General features: G+C 62.6%; 18 protein-coding genes and 1 tRNA gene. 12 read left to right on the top strand and 7 right to left on the bottom strand.

The window, feature by feature from the left end:
- Positions 1-6: 6 nt before the first annotated feature.
- Positions 7-738, bottom strand: coding sequence for a c-type cytochrome (locus P3T16_RS14565; protein WP_429254721.1), 732 nt, complete (start codon positions 736-738; stop codon positions 7-9).
- Positions 739-1,163: 425 nt separating this feature from the next.
- On the opposite strand from P3T16_RS14565, the gene P3T16_RS14560 reads away from it, so the two are divergent.
- Positions 1,164-2,093: a CopD family protein gene (locus tag P3T16_RS14560; protein WP_429342805.1), complete on the top strand. Its 930-nt coding sequence runs from the start codon at positions 1,164-1,166 to the stop codon at positions 2,091-2,093.
- Between the two features lie 199 nt (positions 2,094-2,292).
- Here the strand turns inward: P3T16_RS14560 and P3T16_RS14555 are convergent, their stop codons facing one another.
- Positions 2,293-2,595: a hypothetical protein gene (locus P3T16_RS14555; RefSeq protein WP_429254719.1), complete on the bottom strand. Its 303-nt coding sequence runs from the start codon at positions 2,593-2,595 to the stop codon at positions 2,293-2,295.
- Positions 2,596-2,863: 268 nt separating this feature from the next.
- Positions 2,864-4,012 (bottom strand): galactonate dehydratase, encoded by a 1,149-nt coding sequence (gene dgoD, locus P3T16_RS14550; protein WP_429342804.1) that lies wholly within the window; start codon positions 4,010-4,012, stop codon positions 2,864-2,866.
- A 241-nt stretch (positions 4,013-4,253) separates the two neighbouring features.
- Between dgoD and P3T16_RS14545 the strand changes: the two genes are divergently transcribed.
- Both P3T16_RS14545 and P3T16_RS14540 read left to right on the top strand, forming a co-directional pair.
- The gene (locus P3T16_RS14545; protein ID WP_429342858.1) at positions 4,254-4,931 is read left to right on the top strand and encodes a FadR/GntR family transcriptional regulator; all 678 of its coding nucleotides are present in this window, start codon (positions 4,254-4,256) and stop codon (positions 4,929-4,931) included.
- Positions 4,932-5,035: 104 nt separating this feature from the next.
- Complete coding sequence (locus P3T16_RS14540; protein WP_429342803.1) at positions 5,036-5,362, top strand: hypothetical protein; 327 nt, start codon at positions 5,036-5,038, stop codon at positions 5,360-5,362.
- A gap of 102 nt (positions 5,363-5,464) precedes the next feature.
- On the opposite strand, the gene P3T16_RS14535 is transcribed toward P3T16_RS14540, so the two are convergent.
- The 4 genes from P3T16_RS14535 to P3T16_RS14520 all read right to left on the bottom strand — a co-directional run bounded on the left by P3T16_RS14535 (position 5,465) and on the right by P3T16_RS14520 (position 9,911).
- A tRNA-Met gene (locus P3T16_RS14535) sits at positions 5,465-5,541 on the bottom strand.
- Between the two features lie 121 nt (positions 5,542-5,662).
- Positions 5,663-7,321: an MFS transporter gene (locus tag P3T16_RS14530; protein WP_429342802.1), complete on the bottom strand. Its 1,659-nt coding sequence runs from the start codon at positions 7,319-7,321 to the stop codon at positions 5,663-5,665.
- A gap of 224 nt (positions 7,322-7,545) precedes the next feature.
- Positions 7,546-9,132, bottom strand: coding sequence for a sensor histidine kinase N-terminal domain-containing protein (locus P3T16_RS14525; protein WP_429342801.1), 1,587 nt, complete (start codon positions 9,130-9,132; stop codon positions 7,546-7,548).
- A gap of 8 nt (positions 9,133-9,140) precedes the next feature.
- Complete coding sequence (locus P3T16_RS14520) at positions 9,141-9,911, bottom strand: response regulator (protein ID WP_429254714.1); 771 nt, start codon at positions 9,909-9,911, stop codon at positions 9,141-9,143.
- 231 nt (positions 9,912-10,142) lie between these two features.
- On the opposite strand from P3T16_RS14520, the gene recA reads away from it, so the two are divergent.
- The 9 genes from recA (at position 10,143) to P3T16_RS14475 (ending at position 19,974) form a co-directional block, all read left to right on the top strand.
- Positions 10,143-11,216: a recombinase RecA gene (recA, locus tag P3T16_RS14515; RefSeq protein ID WP_429254713.1), complete on the top strand. Its 1,074-nt coding sequence runs from the start codon at positions 10,143-10,145 to the stop codon at positions 11,214-11,216.
- 7 nt (positions 11,217-11,223) lie between these two features.
- Positions 11,224-12,033 (top strand): recombination regulator RecX, encoded by an 810-nt coding sequence (gene recX, locus P3T16_RS14510; RefSeq protein ID WP_429342800.1) that lies wholly within the window; start codon positions 11,224-11,226, stop codon positions 12,031-12,033.
- Between the two features lie 109 nt (positions 12,034-12,142).
- Positions 12,143-12,928 carry a DUF2889 domain-containing protein gene (locus P3T16_RS14505; RefSeq protein ID WP_429342799.1) on the top strand — a complete coding sequence of 262 codons (786 nt, stop codon included), beginning with the start codon at positions 12,143-12,145 and terminating at the stop codon, positions 12,926-12,928.
- A complete protein-coding gene (gene sucC / locus P3T16_RS14500) occupies positions 12,925-14,094 on the top strand; it encodes an ADP-forming succinate--CoA ligase subunit beta (protein ID WP_429254710.1) in 1,170 nt (389 codons plus the stop codon). The genes P3T16_RS14505 and sucC overlap by 4 nt, the downstream gene beginning before the upstream one ends.
- Before the next feature lie 106 nt (positions 14,095-14,200).
- Complete coding sequence (sucD, locus tag P3T16_RS14495) at positions 14,201-15,082, top strand: succinate--CoA ligase subunit alpha (RefSeq protein ID WP_429254709.1); 882 nt, start codon at positions 14,201-14,203, stop codon at positions 15,080-15,082.
- 173 nt (positions 15,083-15,255) lie between these two features.
- Positions 15,256-15,981: a TerC family protein gene (locus P3T16_RS14490; protein ID WP_429254708.1), complete on the top strand. Its 726-nt coding sequence runs from the start codon at positions 15,256-15,258 to the stop codon at positions 15,979-15,981.
- Positions 15,982-16,169: 188 nt separating this feature from the next.
- Positions 16,170-16,745: a pilin gene (locus tag P3T16_RS14485; RefSeq protein WP_429342798.1), complete on the top strand. Its 576-nt coding sequence runs from the start codon at positions 16,170-16,172 to the stop codon at positions 16,743-16,745.
- Positions 16,746-16,925: 180 nt separating this feature from the next.
- Positions 16,926-18,725 (top strand): PglL family O-oligosaccharyltransferase, encoded by a 1,800-nt coding sequence (locus tag P3T16_RS14480; protein WP_429342797.1) that lies wholly within the window; start codon positions 16,926-16,928, stop codon positions 18,723-18,725.
- 187 nt (positions 18,726-18,912) lie between these two features.
- Positions 18,913-19,974 carry a class I SAM-dependent methyltransferase gene (locus P3T16_RS14475; protein WP_429254704.1) on the top strand — a complete coding sequence of 354 codons (1,062 nt, stop codon included), beginning with the start codon at positions 18,913-18,915 and terminating at the stop codon, positions 19,972-19,974.
- Positions 19,975-20,002: the final 28 nt, after the last annotated feature.

Raw genomic sequence — 20,002 nt, 5'->3', positions numbered from 1 at the left:
GGTGCCTTATTGCGGTTCGCTGCCGCAGGCAAGCGGAGTCTTCATCGAACGGGCAGGGGCCGGCACAGGGTTATGCGGAGCCGGTTGCGTGGAAAGCCATGCCGCGACGGCGTTCACATCATCGTCGGTGAGGCGCGTGGCGATCGTGTGCATGCAGTCAGGCTCGACCGCGTGACGCGAACCCGAGCGCCATGCGCCGAGCTGCGCGCTGATGTAATCAGCATGCAGGCCGACCAGACCCGGGATTGCCGGTTCCATGCCTGTCAGGCCCTTGCCGTGGCAGGCCGCGCAGGCCGGAATCTGCTTCGATGCATCGCCGTTCAGCACGATCTGCTGGCCGCGCGAGAGCGTCGAGGCCGACACCGTCGGCTTCGCGGGCGTCGGGTACGGCGGACGCTGCTGCGAGAAGTACGTTGCGATCTGATGGAGGTAGTCGTCCGAGAGATACGTGACGAGGTAGTTCATCGGCGGGTACTTGCGACGGCCTTCGCGGAAATTCTGCAACTGGTTGAACAGATAGTCAGCCGGTTTGCCAGCGAGGCGCGGGAAGTAGTCGTTATCGGTGCCCTGACCATGGGAGCCGTGACACGCCGTACAGCCCTGCACGCGTGACTCCATCGTGTCCGGGGCTTTGGGCTGGGTCTGCGCATTCGCTGCGCTGAAGACGCCTGCACTGCCGATCAACAGAACGGCGAGCAATGGGCGGAAAATGCGTCTTGAAGACACGCGTAACTCCATCAAAATCGGGGACCTGACCGAACTTCGAGCGGCTCGGTGTGGAAGCCAGCCGGCGCTGCGGCGACGCAGCATTCTATCATCGATGATTGATGGTGACTATTTGACTCATTGACGTGAGTTCCGGGTGTATCCATCGATGCGACAGTTTGCCGCACAACGCGGTCGGCCCGCATCGCAGGGATCCGCAGGATATGTGGAACCGTCGCGCGTCGAGGGCATCGAAGCGTACACTCGCGGGTCTTGCCAGCCTATGCGCCCGCCGCCTGGCCTGCTTTTCGCCATCTATCTGTTTCGTTCTATTTCCTGATTCCATTCATGAAGCCAACTGATCTTGCCTGTCCGCCCCCGCATGCTGTGACATCATCCGTTTCGCACGAAGCCGCGCCGGATACCGTCGTTCGCGCTGATAACGTGGGCGCCGCGCAATGAGCATCGATGGACTGTGGATCGGGCAGGTCGCGATGGCCGCGCTCATGAATATCGCGTTTGCGTTTGCCGTAGGGTCGGCGTTGCTGGCCGCGTGGCTCGCCAAAGATGGCGTGCAGACCGTCGCGCCGGCGCGTCCGGCACTGTTGCGTGCGCAACGATCGCTGGTGATGGGCGCTGTCGTCCTGGTGCTCGCCGATCTCGGCTGGCTCGTGTATCAGAGCGCCACGATGAGCGGTGTCGGACTCCCTGAGGCGCTCGGCGTCGTCCCTTCCGTCCTCACGCAGACGCATGTCGGCTTCGCGTGGAGTCTCGCGTTCGGCGGGGCGGTCGTGCTGATGTTCACGTCGCTTGCGAGTCATCACGGCACGTTGCGCAATGCGCTGCTGTGGCTTGCGGTGATCGCGGTCGCGGCAGGCAAGGCGGCGCTGGGTCATGCGGCGGATGCCGGAATTGCTTCGGCCGCGATCGGCATGCACACGCTGCATGTGCTCGTCACCAGCGTGTGGGGCGGCCTCACGCTGTCGGCGGGACTCGCGGTGCTGCCGGCGCTGGATACGTCGACAGCGCGTGGTGTGCTGATCCGCACGGCCGGACAGGTGTCGGGCGTGTCGCTCATGGCCGTTGTGTTCGTGCTGCTGACGGGCGCGTTCAACGCGGCGCGCGGTTCGGGCGGTTCGCTCGAAGCCATCGAGTTCAGCACGTGGGGTCACGTGTTGACGCTCAAGCTTGCGCTGGTCGCGCTTGCGCTCGTCCTCGGCGGGCTCAACCGTTTTTCGGCGCTGCCGCGTCTGCGTCGTACCGCGTCGACCATGGATACACACACGTTCAACAACGTGATTTATCTGGAAGCGCTTGCGATGCTCGGCGTGTTCGTCGCGGCTGCCGTGCTGTCGCACAGCATTCCGGGCTTCGCTGCACTGGACTGATCCGGCTGATCGAATTCCCCGCTGCCGGCTCGCCGGCAGAAAGACACGCAAAGAGGCGCCGCACAGGAACCTGTGTGGCGCAAACACAGGGTCGCCCGGCGAGGAGCGGGCTATCCGTTACCAGGGCTGCTGCAGGGTGCCCGTTAAGCGGCGAATGCGTGCTGCGCGAGCACCCGCATTGCTTATAGAGCGTGACCGGCTACTCGTAGCCCAGCTTGTGGCCGAGAATCGGCGCGAAGAACAGCGCGATCGCGGCGCCCGCAACCTTGCCTTCGAGTTCAGCCGCCGCGACGCGCGTGCCGTACGCATGCGTGAGCAGATCGAACAGTTGCGGCACGCAGTACAGCACTGCTGCAGCAATGAAACATCTTTCGACGATCGAGATGCGCCAGCCGCGATCACACGCGACGGCCGCAAAGATGATCCGCGACACCGCGAATACGACGAGCGCGCCCACTGCAGCCTGTTCGCGGATCAGATAGTCGGGAAGAAATTCGCCCATGTCTGCCTCTGGTTGGTGTCCTTTCCATGCAGTTCAGCAAGGAGCAAGCCAGAAGCCGGGTGGAACGCAGCGCATCGGGCGTAAAGCGTTGCGCAGCAAGGCTTAAGCGAACCGGAGCGCAACCTGTGCGATGGCGCGCGCGGTCCCTCTTCAGCGAATATGGGGTGGAACGTTACGTAGGTGAAACGCTGCCAGCTTCACGCGAAAAAAACGCCGCCCGAAGGCGGCGTTTCTGCTCATGCATTCAAGCATTCAGACGGTCATGCGCTTACCACTCCGCGACGCTGCCGTCTGCGTGGCGCCACACCGGATTGCGCCAGCGGTGACCGACCTTCGCCATCTCGCGGACCTTCTCTTCGTTCACTTCAATGCCAAGGCCCGGGCCTTGCGGAATCGACACGAAGCCGTCTTCATATTTGAAGACCTCCGGATTCTTGATGTAGTCGAGCAGGTCGTTGCCCTGGTTGTAGTGAATGCCAAGGCTCTGTTCCTGGATGAACGCGTTGTAGCTCACCGCGTCGATCTGCAGGCAGGTGGCCAGCGCGATCGGGCCGAGCGGGCAGTGCAATGCGAGCGCGACGTCATAGGCTTCGGCCATCGACGCGATCTTGCGGCACTCGGTAATACCGCCGGCGTGCGACGCGTCCGGCTGGATGATGTCGACGTAACCGCCTGACAGGATGTGCTTGAAATCCCAGCGCGAGTACAGACGCTCGCCCAGTGCGATCGGCGTGTTCGTCTGATTGACGATGTCGCGCAACGCCTCGGCGTTTTCCGACAGCACCGGCTCCTCGATGAACAGCAGCTTGTACGGATCGAGTTCCTTCGCCAGCACCTTCGCCATCGGCTTGTGCACGCGGCCGTGGAAGTCGACGCCGATGCCAATGTCCGGACCGACCGCTTCACGCACGGCAGCGACGTTGTTGATGACGCCCTGAACCTTGTCGAACGTATCGATGATCTGCAGTTCTTCCGAGCCGTTCATCTTGACGGCCTTGAAGCCGCGATCGACGACGGCGCGCGCGTTGTTCGCGACGTCGCTCGGACGGTCGCCGCCGATCCACGAATACACCTTGATGCGGTCGCGCACCTGGCCGCCGAGCAGCGCGTGTACCGGCACGCCATGATGCTTGCCCTTGATGTCCCACAGCGCCTGGTCGACGCCGGCGATCGCGCTCATCGTGATCGGGCCGCCGCGATAGAAGCCGGCGCGATACATCACCTGCCAGTGGTCTTCGATCAGCAGCGGATCCTTGCCGATCAGATAATCCGACAGTTCATCGACCGCCGCTGCCACCGTATGCGCGCGACCTTCGACAACCGGCTCGCCCCAGCCGACGATGCCTTCGTCCGTCGTGATCTTCAGGAAGCACCAGCGCGGCGGGACGATGAAGGTTTCGAGTTTGATGATTTTCATGCTGAGAGTCTCCTGACTGCCGCTGCGGGCCAAATCGTGGAACGGTGGAATCGTGGATCCGGGGAGCACATCCTACAACAGAATCGCGGTTAAGTAGTATTAATAGTACTATTGACGTGGGCATCGTCCAGCTGTTCTGGCCGTCCGGTCTATACCGCCCGGACGTTCTGTCAGGCCGATGCTGGATAATCGCGGTCGTTCCAACAATAAATAACGCCGGAAGGCGTAGCGGAGAACCGTCATTCAGCATGATCTGCACGGGCGCGTCGCCCATCTGCTTGCGACCGCCATCCTGCGCGGCGACTACGCGCCCGACTCCATCCTGCCGCGCGAAGCGGAGCTGATGGAGTCGTTCGGCGTTAGCCGCACGGTGCTGCGCGAGGCGCTCAGGACGCTGACGTCGAAAGGTCTGATCGAGTCGCGGCCGCGGGTAGGCACGCGGGTACGTCCGAAAAGCGCGTGGAATCTGCTGGATGCGGACGTACTCGACTGGTATTCGCGCGTCGCGCCGCCGATGACATTCGCTCTCAAGCTGCAGGAAATGCGCGAGATGATCGAGCCGTATGCGGCCGCGCTTGCCGCGTCGTCGTGGAGCGACGATACGTTTGCCGCGCTGGACGCCGCGCATGCGGCGATGGTGGCGGCGCGCAATGTCGACGAATGGGTGCGCGCGGATCTGCGATTCCATCTGAACGTGCTCACGGCATGCAGCAATGAGTTGCTGATCCCGCTTGGGACGCTGATCGAACGCACGCTCGAGGCGCAACTGCGGCTGAATGCGAAGCGGGCAGGCGTGTACAACGCGTCGCTGGCGGAACATACGGCGGTGTTCGAGGCGATCCGCGATCGCGATGCCGAAGCGGCGCGGCAGGCGATGGCGGGTTTGCTCGGTGTGACGCGTGGGCGTATTGAAGGATAAGCCTGTGCGCGCGGCGTGCTAAGGTCGGATGCCTGGGTTGCGACGCTGACGTTGCCGTTAGATGTCGATGCGTTCAATCAACCGTGCAAAGGAGAAAATTGTTCATGTCAGCCCGTTTTGCCGCGCTTACACTCATGTTCCCCCTCGCGATGGCTTCGCTGGCTGCTTATGCCGAGCCTGTGCCTGACAGCCAGTGGCAGGCCAGTCAGGTAACGCTGTTCACACTCGTGCAGGACGGCTACAGGATTGTGTCGGTGATCGACGAGCGGCACGGCGAGGCGAACTCGACGCAGACGTTTTACCTGCAGCGGGAGCAGGGCGCGTTCAAGTGCGTCGAGCAGCATCAGGTCGAACCGAAGACGAGGACGTCAGAAGCGCAGTTTGCATGCTTTGAGCTGTCGCAGCCGCTTGCGACGCCGAAGGTGAAGTAGCCCTGTCTCGCGCCCGGCTCGCCACCCCCCCGCCGCCCTCCGCTGGAGAGCGAATACAAAAAAGCCGCTGTTCCTTGCGGAACAGCGGCTTTTTCTTGCAACTGGTGGCGAATCAGGGACTCGAACCCCGGACCTGCGGATTATGATTCCGTCGCTCTAACCAACTGAGCTAATTCGCCGAAAGAAGCGAGATTATGCGGATGACGGCGGGGGCTGTCAACCCCCGCGCGTCACATTTGCTGACTCTCTATCCAGGAACGCCCTTAACCGGATGCAGCAGAGGGCGCCACAGCCACGCCGTCAATCTCTGGCGTAGATGTTCGAGTCCTTGGTCTCCTTCACGAACAGCATGCCGATCACGAACGTCGCCATCGCGATCACGATCGGATACCACAGCCCCGAATAAATATTGCCCTTCGCCGCGACGATCGCGAAGGCGGTCGCCGGCAGGAAGCCGCCGAACCAGCCATTGCCGATGTGATACGGCAGCGACATCGACGTATAGCGGATCCGCGTCGGGAACATTTCCACCAGCATGGCCGCGATCGGTCCGTACACCATCGTCACGTAGATCACGAGGATCGTCAGGATCACGACCGTCATCGGCCAGTTGATCTGCGACGGATCGGCCTTCGGCGGGTAACCGGCCGTCTTCAGCGCGGAACCGAGCGTCTTGTCGAACGTCTTGCCCTGTTCCTTCGCGTCGGCGGCCTTGCCGTCATAGGTGTTGATGATCGTGTCGCCGACCTTGATTTCCGCCAGCGTGCCTGCCGGAGCGGCGACGTTGTCGTAGTTCAAGCCCGCCTTCGACAGCGCGCTCTTCGCGATATCGCACGAGCTCGTGAACTTCGCCGTGCCGACCGGGTTGAACTGGAACGAGCACTCATCCGGGTTCGCGACCACGACGATCGGCGACTTCTGCTGCGCGGCTTCCAGCGCCGGGTTCGCGTAGTGCGTCAGCGCATGGAACAGCGGGAAGTACGTGATCGCCGCGATCAGGCAGCCGGCCATGATGATCGGCTTGCGGCCGATCCGGTCTGACAGCGAGCCGAAGAACACGAAGAACGGCGTGCCGATCAGGAGTGCCAGCGCGATCAGGATGTTCGCGCTCGTGCCATCGACCTTCAGCGTCTGCGTCAGGAAGAAGAGCGTGTAGAACTGACCCGTGTACCACACGACAGCCTGACCGGCCGTCAGGCCGACCAGCGCGAGGATCACGATCTTCAGGTTCTTCCATTGACCGAATGCTTCGGTCAGCGGCGCCTTCGACGTTTTGCCTTCAGCCTTGATGCGCTCGAATGCCGGCGATTCATGCAGTTGCAGGCGAATCCACACCGAGACTCCGAGCAGCACGATCGAAGCGACGAACGGAATGCGCCAGCCCCAGTCGCCGAATGCGTCTTCGCCCATCGTCGTGCGCACGCCGAGAATCACGAGCAGCGAGAGGAACAGGCCGAGCGTGGCCGTCGTCTGGATCCACGCGGTGTAGAAGCCGCGACGGTTGGCCGGCGCGTGTTCCGCGACGTAAGTCGCCGCACCGCCGTACTCGCCGCCGAGCGCGAGGCCCTGCAGCAGGCGCATCGCGATGAACAGCACGGGCGAGATGAAGCCGATCGACGCGTAGCCCGGCAGGAAACCGACCACGCACGTCGACAGACCCATGATCACGATTGTGATGAGGAACGTGTACTTGCGGCCGACCATGTCGCCCAGCCGGCCGAACACGATCGCGCCGAACGGCCGCACGGCGAAGCCCGCCGCGAAGCCAAGCAGCGTGAAGATGAAGCCTGCGGTTGGGTTGACGCCGGAGAAGAAGCTCTTGCTGATGAATGCCGCCAGCGAGCCGGCCAGATAGAAGTCGTACCATTCGAAAACGGTGCCGAGCGACGAGGCGAAGATCACCCGCTTCTCCTCGTTCGTCATCGGCGCGTGCGAGATTTGCCCGCCAACGGTTGCCATATGTCGTCTCCAATATTGATATAAGCATGCGGGCCCGCCGGCAAGGCGGTCCCGTGAGCCGATTATTGGAGCTAAAACTTACGGCGTACTGACGCTTATCCTGATATTGAGGGTGACATGTTGTTTGCGTAAATGTGCGCTTCGTCTTCTAACGCGGTGTCAAATTTCGCTGAAAAGTGTGTAAGTACGTGCGCCTGCGTGCCATCGAGTTTGCTGGAAAGCCGTCAGTTAGGGTAAGTCCCGGCACGTTCCAGCATCCTCAAACTGACACGGACGAGCGTTCCGGCAAGCCGCGGCGACGCCTGATAGACGTTGTCCCCGATCGTCAGCGTGCCGCCGTGCATCGTCGCGATCTCGCGGACGATCGCAAGACCCAGTCCGCTGCCGTCGCCCTCGCGGCCGAGAATCCGGTAGAAACGCTCGATCACGCGATCGCGCTCGGCGGCGGGAATGCCGAGTCCCGTGTCTTCGACTTCGAGATGCACGAGTCGCGCGGCAGGTTCCGGCTTCACGCGCACCGTGATGCGTCCGCCTTCGGGCGTGTAGCGGATCGCGTTGTCGATCAGATTCGACAGCATTTCACGCAGCATCACCAGATTGCCGTCCACCTCGATGCGCCCGTCCGGCTCGTTGAGCCCTTCCGGGCCTTCGTAGCCCAGATCCATCTGCCGGGCGAGGGCGGCCTGAATCCAGTCACGCACCGCGTTGCGCGCGACTTCCGTGATCTCGACCGGCGTGAAGATCTGCCCGGACATCCGGTTTTCGGCGCGCGCCAGCGCCAGCAGCTGCGTGACGAGCCTCGCCGCATGTTCGGAACTGGTCGCGATCTGCTCGAGCGAGCGATGCACTTCCGCCGACGCATCCTGCCGCAGCGCCAGTTCCGCCTGCGTGCGCAGACCGGCGAGCGGCGTCTTCATCTGATGCGCGGCGTCCGCGATAAAGCGCTTTTGCAGCTCCATGTTCTGTTCGAGGCGCGTCAGCAGATCGTTGAACGACGTCACGAGCGGCTCGATTTCCGGCGGCGCGCGCCGGGCTTCGAGCGGCGACAGATCGTCCGGGCGCCGCGCGCGGATGTTCGACTGCAGCGCGTGAAGCGGCGCGAGCCCGCGCGACAGCCCGAACCACACCAGCAGGATGGCCAGAGGCAGGATCACGAACTGCGGCAGGATCACGCCTTTGATGATGTCGTTGGCAAGCTGGCTGCGCTTGTCGAGCGTTTCGGCCACCTGCAGCAGCACCGGCTGTGCGCCCGGCATCTGCGGAAACTCGACCGTCGTGTACGCGACGCGGATGTCGTTGCCGCGCAGCACGTCATCGCGAAACTCGACGATGCCCGGCTGCGGCCGGTCTTCCTCATGCGGCAACGGCATGTCGCGGTCGCCGCCCACCAGTTCGCCACGCGTGCCGAGCACCTGATAGAACACGCTATCGATGTTGTCCGCGCGCAGGAAATCGCGCGTCGAATCAGGCAGCGACAGCTCGGCGACGCCGTTCACCGGGTGAATCTGCCGCGCGAGCACGTAGGCGTCGGTTTCGAGCGCGCGGTCGAACGGGCCGTTCGCGATCGATTTGGCGACAAGGTACGTCACCGCGAGACTCATCGGCCACAACAGCAGAAGCGGCGCGAGCATCCAGTCGAGGATTTCGCCGAACAGCGAGCGCGGACGCGCCTCCGCGGCGGCTTCGCTTTCGTCAGGCGGCGCGAACGGGTTGGCGTAACGGGCGTCGCGGGCTTCGTCGTCGAGGCTCGCGATGGGCGGCGCGGCCTGCTCCAGGCCAGGCGCGGCGGTGTGCTCGGCGCGAGCGGGCATGCGCGGTCCTACTTGAAGTGGTGGCTCGCAGGCATCGCGCCGGGAGCGGGCGCAGCGGGTGCGGTGGTTGAAGCAGTCGTGGCGGTAGTGGTCGCTCCGGCTGCCGGTGCTGGCGCGGCCTTTTCGAGGCAGTAACCGAGGCCACGCACGGTGATGATGCGCACGCCGCTCGGCTCGATCTTCTTGCGCAGCCGGTGCACGTAGACTTCGATCGCGTTATTGCTGACTTCCTCGCCCCATTCGCACAGGTGATCGACGAGCTGCTCCTTCGACACCAGCCGTCCGATCCGCTGCAGCAATACTTCCAGCAGACCCAGTTCCCGCGCCGACAGATCGATCACCTGGTCGTTGACGTACGCGATACGCCCGACCTGATCGAACGACAGCGAACCGTGCTTCACGACGGTCGGACCGCCGCCGGCGCCACGACGGGTGAGCGCCCGTACGCGCGCCTCGAGTTCGTTGAGCGCGAAGGGTTTGGCCATGTAGTCGTCCGCGCCGAGGTCGAGACCCTTCACGCGTTCGTCGACGCTGTCCGCAGCGGTCAGGATCAGCACCGGCAGGTTCGAATTACGTGCCCGCAAACGCCGCAGCACCTCGAGACCGGACATGCGCGGCAGGCCGAGATCGAGGATCAGGAGGTCGAAAGTCTGCATCGAAAGCGCGGTATCGGCTTCGACGCCGTTCTTCACGTGATCGACGGCATAGGCCGATTGGCGGAGTGATCGGACAAGGCCGTCCGCGAGTATGCTGTCGTCTTCGGCAATGAGAATTCGCATGAGGCGTTGAGGCTCTGGCATTGCCCGCGTCGTGGTGTCGCCCGGCGCGCGGCGGTCTCCGAAACAATCGTGGTGGCTTTGCACCGCCCGTCGCGCATGCGTTGAAATGAATGCGAAACGAGCTTGCCAAAACCACTGTTTTTTTATACAGTGTCTGCGTTTAGAGCGCCGTCCGCAAAAACGGACCGCAACCCTGCGTCAGACGCCGTTCATCATAGCAAAGGACGATTCATGGAAGAAAGCAAGAAAGGCCCGGCTGGACTGACTGCTGAAAAGAGCAAGGCGCTGGCTGCCGCGCTCGCGCAGATCGAAAAGCAGTTCGGCAAGGGGTCGGTCATGCGGCTCGGCGCGGGCGAGGCGGTCGAAGATATCCAGGTGGTCTCCACCGGATCGCTCGGCCTCGACATCGCATTGGGCGTCGGTGGTCTGCCGCGTGGTCGCGTCGTCGAAATCTACGGTCCGGAATCGTCGGGTAAAACCACGCTGACGCTGCAGGTCGTCGCTGAAATGCAGAAGCTCGGCGGCACGGCAGCGTTTATCGACGCAGAACACGCGCTCGATATTCAATACGCGGGCAAGCTGGGCGTGAACGTGTCCGATCTGCTGGTTTCGCAACCGGATACCGGCGAACAGGCGCTCGAAATTGCCGATGCGCTGGTGCGCTCGGGCTCGATCGACATGATCGTGATCGACTCGGTCGCGGCACTCGTGCCGAAGGCTGAAATCGAAGGCGAAATGGGCGACTCGCTGCCGGGTCTGCAGGCACGTCTGATGTCACAGGCGCTGCGCAAGCTCACCGGCACGATCAAGCGTACGAACTGCCTCGTGATCTTCATCAACCAGATCCGGATGAAGATCGGCGTGATGTTCGGCAACCCGGAAACCACGACGGGCGGTAACGCACTCAAGTTCTACGCGTCGGTGCGTCTGGACATTCGCCGTATCGGTTCGATCAAGAAGAACGACGAAGTGATCGGCAACGAAACGCGCGTGAAGGTCGTCAAGAACAAGGTAGCGCCTCCGTTCCGCGAAGCGATCTTCGACATTCTGTACGGCGAAGGTATTTCGCGTCAGGGTGAAGTCATCGACCTTGGCGTGCAGGCGAAGATCGTCGACAAGGCGGGCGCGTGGTACAGCTACAACGGCGAGCGCATTGGTCAGGGCAAGGACAACGCACGCGAATTCCTGCGTGAGAATCCGGACATCGCGCGCGAAATCGAAAACCGCATCCGCGAATCGCTTGGCGTGAACGCGATGGCAGACGTAGCCGTGGTCAGCGCCGAAATCGCGGGCGAAGAAGAGTAATCGTCGCGTGATACGTAAGGGCCGGCCTGCATCACCGCCTGAGCCACAGCCTGAATCACGGTCTGTGGATCGTGCAGGACATGATGCGGACGGCCCGCATGAAGGTGACTCGTTCGATCCGTTCGAGTCGTTTGATGCGCATGATCGGGCTGCAGGGCGTCGTTCGTCGACTGCGTTTGCATCGGCGTCCGCATCGGCGTCTTCTCGCGGCGCCGGCGTCACAAGTGCTGCAAATACTGCAAGTGCCACAGGCGATCAAGAACCCGAAGCACCTGCAGAGCCCACCTACACCCGCTCGCGTCGCGCGCCCGGCGATCCACCGCCCGCAGGCAAAGACCGCGACGCCAACTCAAAACGTCCCGCACGCTCGCTGAAAGGCCGTGCACTTGGCTATCTGTCGCGTCGCGAATACAGCCGTGCCGAACTCGCGCGCAAGCTGACACCTTTCGCCGAAGAATCCGACAGCCTCGAGCAGCTACTCGATGTGCTGGAAACCGAAGGCTGGCTCTCCGACTCGCGTTTCGCCGAAAGCCTGATTCACCGGCGCGCATCGCGCATGGGCGCAAGCCGCATCGTGAATGAACTGAAGCAGCACGCCGTCGGCCAGACGCTGGTCGAAGAAGCCAGTGCCCAGTTACGCGAAACCGAACTTGTCCGCGCCCAGGCCGTGTGGCGCAAGAAATTCGGGCAGGTTCCAGAAACGCCAGCTGAACGCGCAAGGCAGGCGCGTTTTCTGGCCGCGCGCGGCTTTTCGGGTGCGACGATCGGCAAGATCCTGAAGGGCATCGCCGAAGACTGGGCCGAAGGCGGCGAATAGCCGTAAATCGCCCGCCAGGCCTTGCCGGGCGGGGCTGCCGTATCCGGATAGTTTCAAATACCCAGTATGCTAAAATCCACTGGTTTCCCAATCCGGCCTTACCTCTCGCATGCCGCTTTCCCCGCCAGCCTCCCGTCAGTTGCGCCATCGTCGCGCAATACGAGCGGAAGCCTATGAGCGCGAGGATGGGCTGTGGGACATCGAGGCATGCCTCACCGACGAAAAGCCGCGCGATGTGGTGCTTGCGTCGGGCGTCCGGCCCAACGGTCTGCCGATCCATGAACTTTGGCTCCGCATTACGATCGATCGCAAGCTCAACGTCGTCGACGCCGAAGCGTCGTCCGACTGGGTGCCCTATCCAGGCATCTGTCAAACCGCCAGTCCCGCCTATCGGGCCCTTATCGGGCTCAACCTGTTCAACAACTTCCGTCGCGATGCCAACCGTTTGCTGGGTGGCACCGCTGGCTGCACGCACCTCACCGAGTTGTGTGCGGTCCTGCCCACGGCCGCCATTCAGGCGTTCGCAGGCGATGTCTGGAATATCGACAAGGGCGCGCCAGGCGAGAAAGCAGACTCCGGAAACGCGGACGCCGGCGATAAGCATGCTGCGGCCGATGAAAAGTCTGACGAACAGTCAGACAAACGGGCCGACGAGCCGGCAGGGGAATCAACCGACAAACCGCCTTTCCAGCTCGGTCGCTGCCACACGCTGCGATTCGACGGTGAAGCGGTGCAACAGTTTTATCCGCGCTGGTACGGCCGTGCGCCCCGGGCAGCGGAGCGCGCGGAAGGTACAGCCGACCGGACAACCCGCGTGAGCGGCGCGTCCCGCACCAGCGATAAAAGCGGAAACGAAGTTCAATCCAACTCTCAGACTGAAGGGAATCACGCATGAAGATTCACGAGTACCAGGGTAAGGAAATCCTGCGGAAATTCGGCGTCGCGGTACCGCGCGGCAAGCCGGTCTTCTCGGTGGATGACGCGGTCAAGGCCGCAGAAGAGCTCGGCGGCCCGGTTTGGGTCGTGAAGGCTCAGATCCATGCGGGTGGCCGTGGCAAGGGCGGCGGCGTGAAGGTCGCGAAGTCGCTGGAACAGGTTCGTGAGTACTCGAACCAGATCCTCGGCATGCAGCTCGTCACGCACCAGACCGGTCCGGAAGGCCAGAAGGTGAATCGTCTGCTGATCGAAGAAGGCGCTGACATCAAGAAGGAACTGTATGTCGGCCTCGTGATCGATCGCGTTTCGCAGAAGATCGTTGTGATGGCATCGAGCGAAGGCGGCATGGACGTCGAAGAAGTCGCGGAAAAGACGCCTGAGCTGATCCACAAGGTTGCAGTCGATCCGTCGACGGGCCTGAAGGACGCTGAAGCAGACGACCTCGCGACGAAGATCGGCGTGCCCGCCGCTTCGCTGCCGCAAGCGCGCGCGATCCTGCAAGGTCTGTACAAGGCATTCTGGGAAACGGACGCATCGCTCGCCGAAATCAACCCGCTGATCCTGACCGGCGACGGCAAGGTCATCGCGCTCGACGCCAAGTTCAACTTCGATTCAAACGCACTGTTCCGTCATCCGGAAATCGTCGCGTATCGTGATCTGGACGAAGAAGATCCGGCTGAGGTCGAGGCGTCGAAGTTCGACCTCGCGTACATCTCGCTCGACGGCAACATCGGCTGCCTCGTGAACGGCGCTGGCCTCGCAATGGCAACGATGGACACCATCAAGCTGTTCGGCGGCGAACCGGCGAACTTCCTGGACGTGGGCGGTGGCGCCACGACCGAGAAGGTCACGGAAGCGTTCAAGATCATGCTGAAGAACCCGAACCTGACGGCGATTCTCGTGAACATCTTCGGCGGCATCATGCGCTGCGACGTGATCGCAGAAGGCGTGATCGCGGCCTCGAAGGCTGTCTCGCTGAAGGTGCCGCTCGTGGTCCGCATGAAGGGCACGAACGAAGACCTCGGCAAGAAGATGCTCGCCGAGTCCGGCCTGCCGATCATCGCGGCGGACAGCATGGAAGAAGCTGCGCAGAAGGTCGTCGCGGCCGCTCAAGGCAAGGCGTAAGCCAGCCCGGCGCTCACCACGGATTACGAATGGCGGCGCTCACGCGACGCGGGCGAAGAATATCTCGCCCACGCGCTTGCGGCGCCAGACGAACAGAGGTCAATACATGTCGATTCTGATCAACAAAGACACCAAGGTCATCACGCAGGGCATTACCGGCAAGACTGGCCAGTTCCACACGCGCGCCTGCCGTGAATACGCAAACGGCCGCGAAGCGTACGTCGCGGGTGTGAACCCGAAGAAAGCCGGCGAAGACTTCGAAGGCATTCCGATCTACGCAAGCGTCGCTGAAGCCAAGGCTGAAACGGGCGCGACCGTGTCGGTCATCTACGTTCCGCCGGCAGGCGCTGCTGCCGCGATCTGGGAAGCCGTCGAGGCCGACCTCGATCTCGCGATCTGCATCACGGAAGGCATCCCCGTCCGCGACATGATCGAGATCAAGGACCGTATGCGTCGCGAAAATCGCAAGACGCTGCTCCTCGGACCGAACTGCCCGGGCACGATCACGCCGGACGAACTGAAGATCGGCATCATGCCGGGTCACATCCACCGCAAGGGCCGCATCGGCGTCGTGTCGCGTTCGGGCACGCTGACGTATGAAGCAGTCGGCCAGTTGACCGCGATCGGCCTCGGTCAATCGTCGGCAGTCGGTATCGGCGGCGACCCGATCAACGGTCTGAAGCACATCGACGTGATGAAGATGTTCAACGACGATCCGGAAACGGACGCCGTCATCATGATCGGCGAGATCGGTGGTCCGGACGAAGCGAACGCGGCGCACTGGATCAAGGACAACATGAAGAAGCCGGTGGTTGGCTTTATCGCTGGCGTCACGGCGCCTCCGGGCAAGCGCATGGGCCACGCCGGCGCGCTGATCTCGGGCGGTGCGGATACGGCCGAAGCGAAGCTGGAAATCATGGACGCATGCGGCATCAAGGTCACGAAGAACCCGTCGGAAATGGCGCGTCTTCTGAAGGCGATGCTGTAATCGAAATTACATTGGCGGCCCCGGTCGTCGCGGAATTTTGATACTCTTACGAATCCCTTTCGTGAGAGCGAAGTTTTAAAGCGAGGGAGCATCTGCTTCCTCGCTTTTTTATTTGTCTTCGCGCTTTGTTTTCCGTTTGGCTTTCTGTTTCGCTTCCTTCTATTCTCCTTGCCATGCTCGAGTTCTTCGCCACGCTCCACTGGGGCGCCGTCATCCAGATCATCGTGATCGACATCCTGCTGGGTGGCGACAACGCGGTCGTGATCGCGCTTGCCTGTCGCAATCTGCCTCCTGCACAGCGTACGCGAGGTGTGCTGTGGGGCACGGCGGGCGCGATCATACTGCGCGTGGCGCTGATCGCATTCGCGGTGGTGCTGCTCGATGTGCCGCTGCTGAAGTTCGCGGGCGGATTGCTGCTGCTGTGGATCGGCGTGCGCCTGCTGGCGCCCGCGCACGACGCGCACGCCAACGTCAAGCCGGCCGACAAGCTGGTCGCAGCGATCAAGACCATCATCGTCGCCGACGCCGTGATGAGCCTCGACAACGTGATCGCGATTGCCGGTGCCGCCGAAGCGGCCGACCCGGAGCATCGCATTGCGCTGGTGATCTTCGGCCTCATCGTCAGCATTCCGCTGATCGTGTGGGGCAGCCAGCTGGTGCTGAAACTGCTCGACCGGTTCCCGATCGTCATCACGCTGGGCGCCGCGCTGCTTGGATGGATCGCAGGCGGGCTCATCATCAACGATCCGGCCGGCGATCGCTGGCCCGTGCTTGACATGCCAGCCGCCGAGTACGGCATGAGCATCGCGGGCGCGTTGTTCGTCGTGATCGTTGGCTATGCGGTGAAGCGCCGCAACGAACGCCGCGAAGCCGCGCAGGCGCCGCCTGGTGCGCATTGATGCCGTAACGTTGGCCATCCGGCCGACTGTGTAGCGCGATCGCCTCTGGCTACGATCGAAGCGCCTGCCTCAATGCTGAAGCAGGCGCTTTTCGTTTCAGGAGCCCGCTGATGATCGTGTCTTTACCTTGTTCTGTATTGCCCTCTTTATCGTTGTCGTCATTGCGCCAGCCTGAGGCGCGTGCGTCGATGCGTTTCAGGTGCTGGCCTGTCCAGCTCGCTCGCGCATGCGGACAATACGCACGGTGGGGCCATTTCGGCTTCACGCTGATCGAACTGATGATCGTGCTGGCGATCGTCGGTGTGATTGCCGCGTATGCGATTCCCGCGTATCAGGACTATCTGGCGCGCAGCCGGGTGGGCGAGGGATTATCGCTGGCTGCATCGGCGCGTCTCGCGGTCGCCGAGAACGCCGCCAGCGGCAGCGCGTTTGGCGGTGGTTATGCGTCGCCGCCGGCCACGCGCAACGTTGAGTCGATCCACGTCGACGACGACAACGGCCAGATCACCGTGGCCTTCACGACGCGCGTCGCGGCAGCGGGATCGAACACGATCGTGCTCGTGCCTTCGGTGCCTGACAACGCTGACGCGCCCACTGCGCGGGTCGGGCTGGCCAAAGGGACGTTGCAGCCGGGCACGCTGACATGGGAGTGTTTCGCCAGCGGCAAGAGCGCGTCATCGTTGCCCGCACCGGGCGCTGGGCCGGGGCCGGCTGAAGCGGCGACGTTGCCGTCGAATCTCGCTCCACCTGAATGCCGTGCGTGACGATTGACCGGTAGCGGGCAGAAGGCGTAAGCGGCGATGTAATGGACAATGTGAGGGAGCATGTGAAGCGCAAGGGGGACGTGCGTCAGCATTCGTAATCTGGCGATATTTAGGCCAGCCGGCGCACAGGTCATTGATTTTTTTGTATAGTGCGCCGGTTGCTGACGCCCCCGGTTACTCATGCCCACCCCATTCGCGCGCTATCTTTCTCTCGTTTTGCTGGCTCTGGCGTTGATTCTGCCCTACGCGGTAGTCAATCACACGTACCCGATACCGACGTTCTACGCCGAGTTCACCGCGCTTTCGCTATATCTGCTGACGGGTGCCGCCGTCGCGCTGCTGGTCACGAGCGCGCGGCCGCGGATTTCGTTTGCTTCGCCGGTTGTCGCGCTTGTGCCGCTCGCATTTGGGCTCGTGCTGGTCGCGCAGTCGTTCGTGCTGCCGGTCGCGCAACCGTCGATGAACTGGCTCGGCGCAGGTTTCCTGCTGGCCGCGTTCATGGCGACACACGCGGGCTACGGCTTCGCGCGCGCGAACATGAGCGAGACGGCGTTGCGCTGGATGGCGGCTGCGTTGATCGTCGGCGGGCTGTTCGCGGTGTTCTGTCAGGTCGTGCAGCTGTTTCACCTGGAGGCCAAGGTCACACCGCTTGTGGTGGCCTACAACATTACGATTGATCGTCGGCCGTTCGGCAACATGGCGCAGGCCAATCACCTCGCGTCGTACATCGCGTTCGCGATGGCCGGTGCACTGTACCTCGTCCAGACACGGCGTCTGAATGTCGCGCTATGGGCGATCGTCTCGACGATTTTCAGTGTGGGCCTCGCGTTGACTGTGTCGCGCGGGCCGTGGCTGCAGGTGGGCGTGATCGTCCTGGCCGGGTTCTGGATGGCGTTTGCGGAACGACGGAACGAGCCTGCGAACCGGCAGACAGGAAAGCGCAGCGACCGGTCGTGGCTGGTCCCGATTGCGCTGGCGACGTTGTTTGTCGTCGTCAACGCGGCGATCCGCTGGGCGAACGTGCATTACCATCTCGACCTCGCCCGGTCGGCGGCCGAGCGCATGAAAGACGCCGGCCAGATCGCGCCGCGTCTTGCGTTGTGGAAATACGGCTGGACGATGTTCAAGATGCATCCGCTGATGGGCGTCGGTTGGGGTGAGTTTCCGCGCTTTCAGTTCGATCTCGCGAAGACGCTCGGCGGCGTGGAAATCGCGAACAACTCGCACAATATTTTTATCGATCTGCTCGCGAAAACGGGCCTGCTCGGCGTCGCGATTGTCCTTATCGGGCTGGTGAGCTGGCTGGTCCGCGTCGTTCGCGCACCGCACACGGCAGCGCGCATTTTCGGGCTGGCGATGATTGGCGCGCTGGTGATGCACGCGCTCGTCGAGTATCCGCAGCAGTACATGTTCTTCCTGCTGCCGGCGATGTTTGTTTTCGGGGTGCTCGAAACGAAGCCGTTGCGTCTTTTACCGCAAGGCGTCTCGTTCGGCATTTATGCACTTGTTGTTTTCGGCGGACTCGCTTCGCTGTATCCGGTTTATCGCGACTATGCGCGTGCCGAAGTGCTGTACTACGGAACGCGTCCGGCGGAGCAGTATCGGGCGGATCCTACGTTCCTGTTCCAGGCATGGGGCGAATACGGCATGGCGACGCTGCTGCCGATGAACGCGCAGGATCTGCCGCACAAGCTGGCCATGCACAAGCAGGCGCTCGCACTGTTGCCGGGCGAGACGGTGCTGCGTCGCTATGCTGTGTTGCAGGCGTTGAATGGCGACACCGAGGCTGCGTTCGACACGGTCGACCGTCTGAAGATTTTTGCGCAGTTGCTGAAGGACTGGCCGTCGCAACTCAGCTATCTGTATGACCTTTGCGACGAGCAGAAAACGCTCACCGGTTTCAAGGCCGAACTTGTGAAGAAGTACGGCACGCCGCCGAAAGACATCAATCAGGACGACGACGAATCCGGCGACGAGTGATGTCGCTAATACATTGACCGGGCGCTCACGTGCAATGTGTGCGCGCCCCTGAATCGCCTTTCAACTTCCCGCTGCAAACCTATACTTTCGCGTACCGAGCGAGCGCCGCGAAAGCGAATCGTACTGAAATCGTTCAATTTCCCTGCGGCATGCCCGTTTCATTTCTAACTCAAACGGGAGACAGGTCATGCAGATCGATCAGGACAAGCTGCAGAATTTCATGGGTCGGATGGTGGGCGAATTTGGCGCAGTCGCGTCGGCACCGCTGATCCTGCTGGGAGACCGGCTCGGACTGTACAAGGCGATGGCGGGGCAGGGGCTGATGACCGCAGCGCAGGTGGCCGAGGCCGCGCAGGTCACCGAGCGCTACGTGCGCGAATGGTTGCTTGCACAGGCGGCGGCCGGCTTCCTTCGCTACGATGCCGGCGCCGACGCCTTCGAACTCGAAGACGAGCAGGCGATGTGTTTCGCCGATGAGACGAGTCCGGTTTTCATACCGGGCTTCTTTCAGGTAGCCGAATCGATGTTCCGCGACATCCACAAACTCGAAGGCACGTTCCGCACGGGGCTCGGCCTCGGATGGCATCAGCATGATCATTCGCTCTTTCGCGGCACCGAACGGTTCTTCCGTCCCGGCTACGCGGCGAATCTTGTCAGCGCGTGGATTCCGGCGCTCGACGGCGTCGAAGCGAAGCTGAAATCCGGCGGCGCGAAAGTCGCGGATGTCGGGTGCGGGCACGGCGCGTCGACGGTGCTGATGGCGCAGGCTTATCCGAATGCGACCTTCGTCGGCTTCGACTATCACGAGCCGTCGATTCAACGCGCGCGGCAAATGGCAGGCGAAGGCGGCGTGCGCGACCGTGTGACATTCGAAGTGGCGCCCGCGAAGGAATTCCCGGGCAACGACTACGACCTCGTAGCGTTCTTCGACTGCCTGCACGACATGGGCGATCCGATCGGCGCGGCGGCGCATGTGCGGCAGTCGCTGAAACCGGGCGGCACATGGATGATCGTCGAGCCTTTCGCCAACGATCTCCCCGCTGACAACATGAATCCCGTCGGACGCATTTTCTACTCAGCGTCGACGATGATCTGCACGCCGGCGTCGTTTTCGCAGGAAGGCCAGATGGGGCTCGGCGCGCAGGCCGGCGAAGCGCGGCTGCGCGATGTGGTGACGAAGGGCGGCTTCACACAGTTTCGTCGTGCAACGGAGACGCCGTTTAATCTCGTACTCGAAGCGCGGGCGTGAAACCGCGTGGTGTGTCGTAGCGCATGAC

Origin of the sequence: Paraburkholderia sp. GAS42 (assembly GCF_050436565.1) — a bacterium.
Classification (GTDB): Bacteria; Pseudomonadota; Gammaproteobacteria; order Burkholderiales; family Burkholderiaceae; genus Paraburkholderia.
The sequence above is the reverse complement of the archived record's forward strand: the minus strand, read 5'-3'. Positions and strand labels throughout refer to the sequence as shown.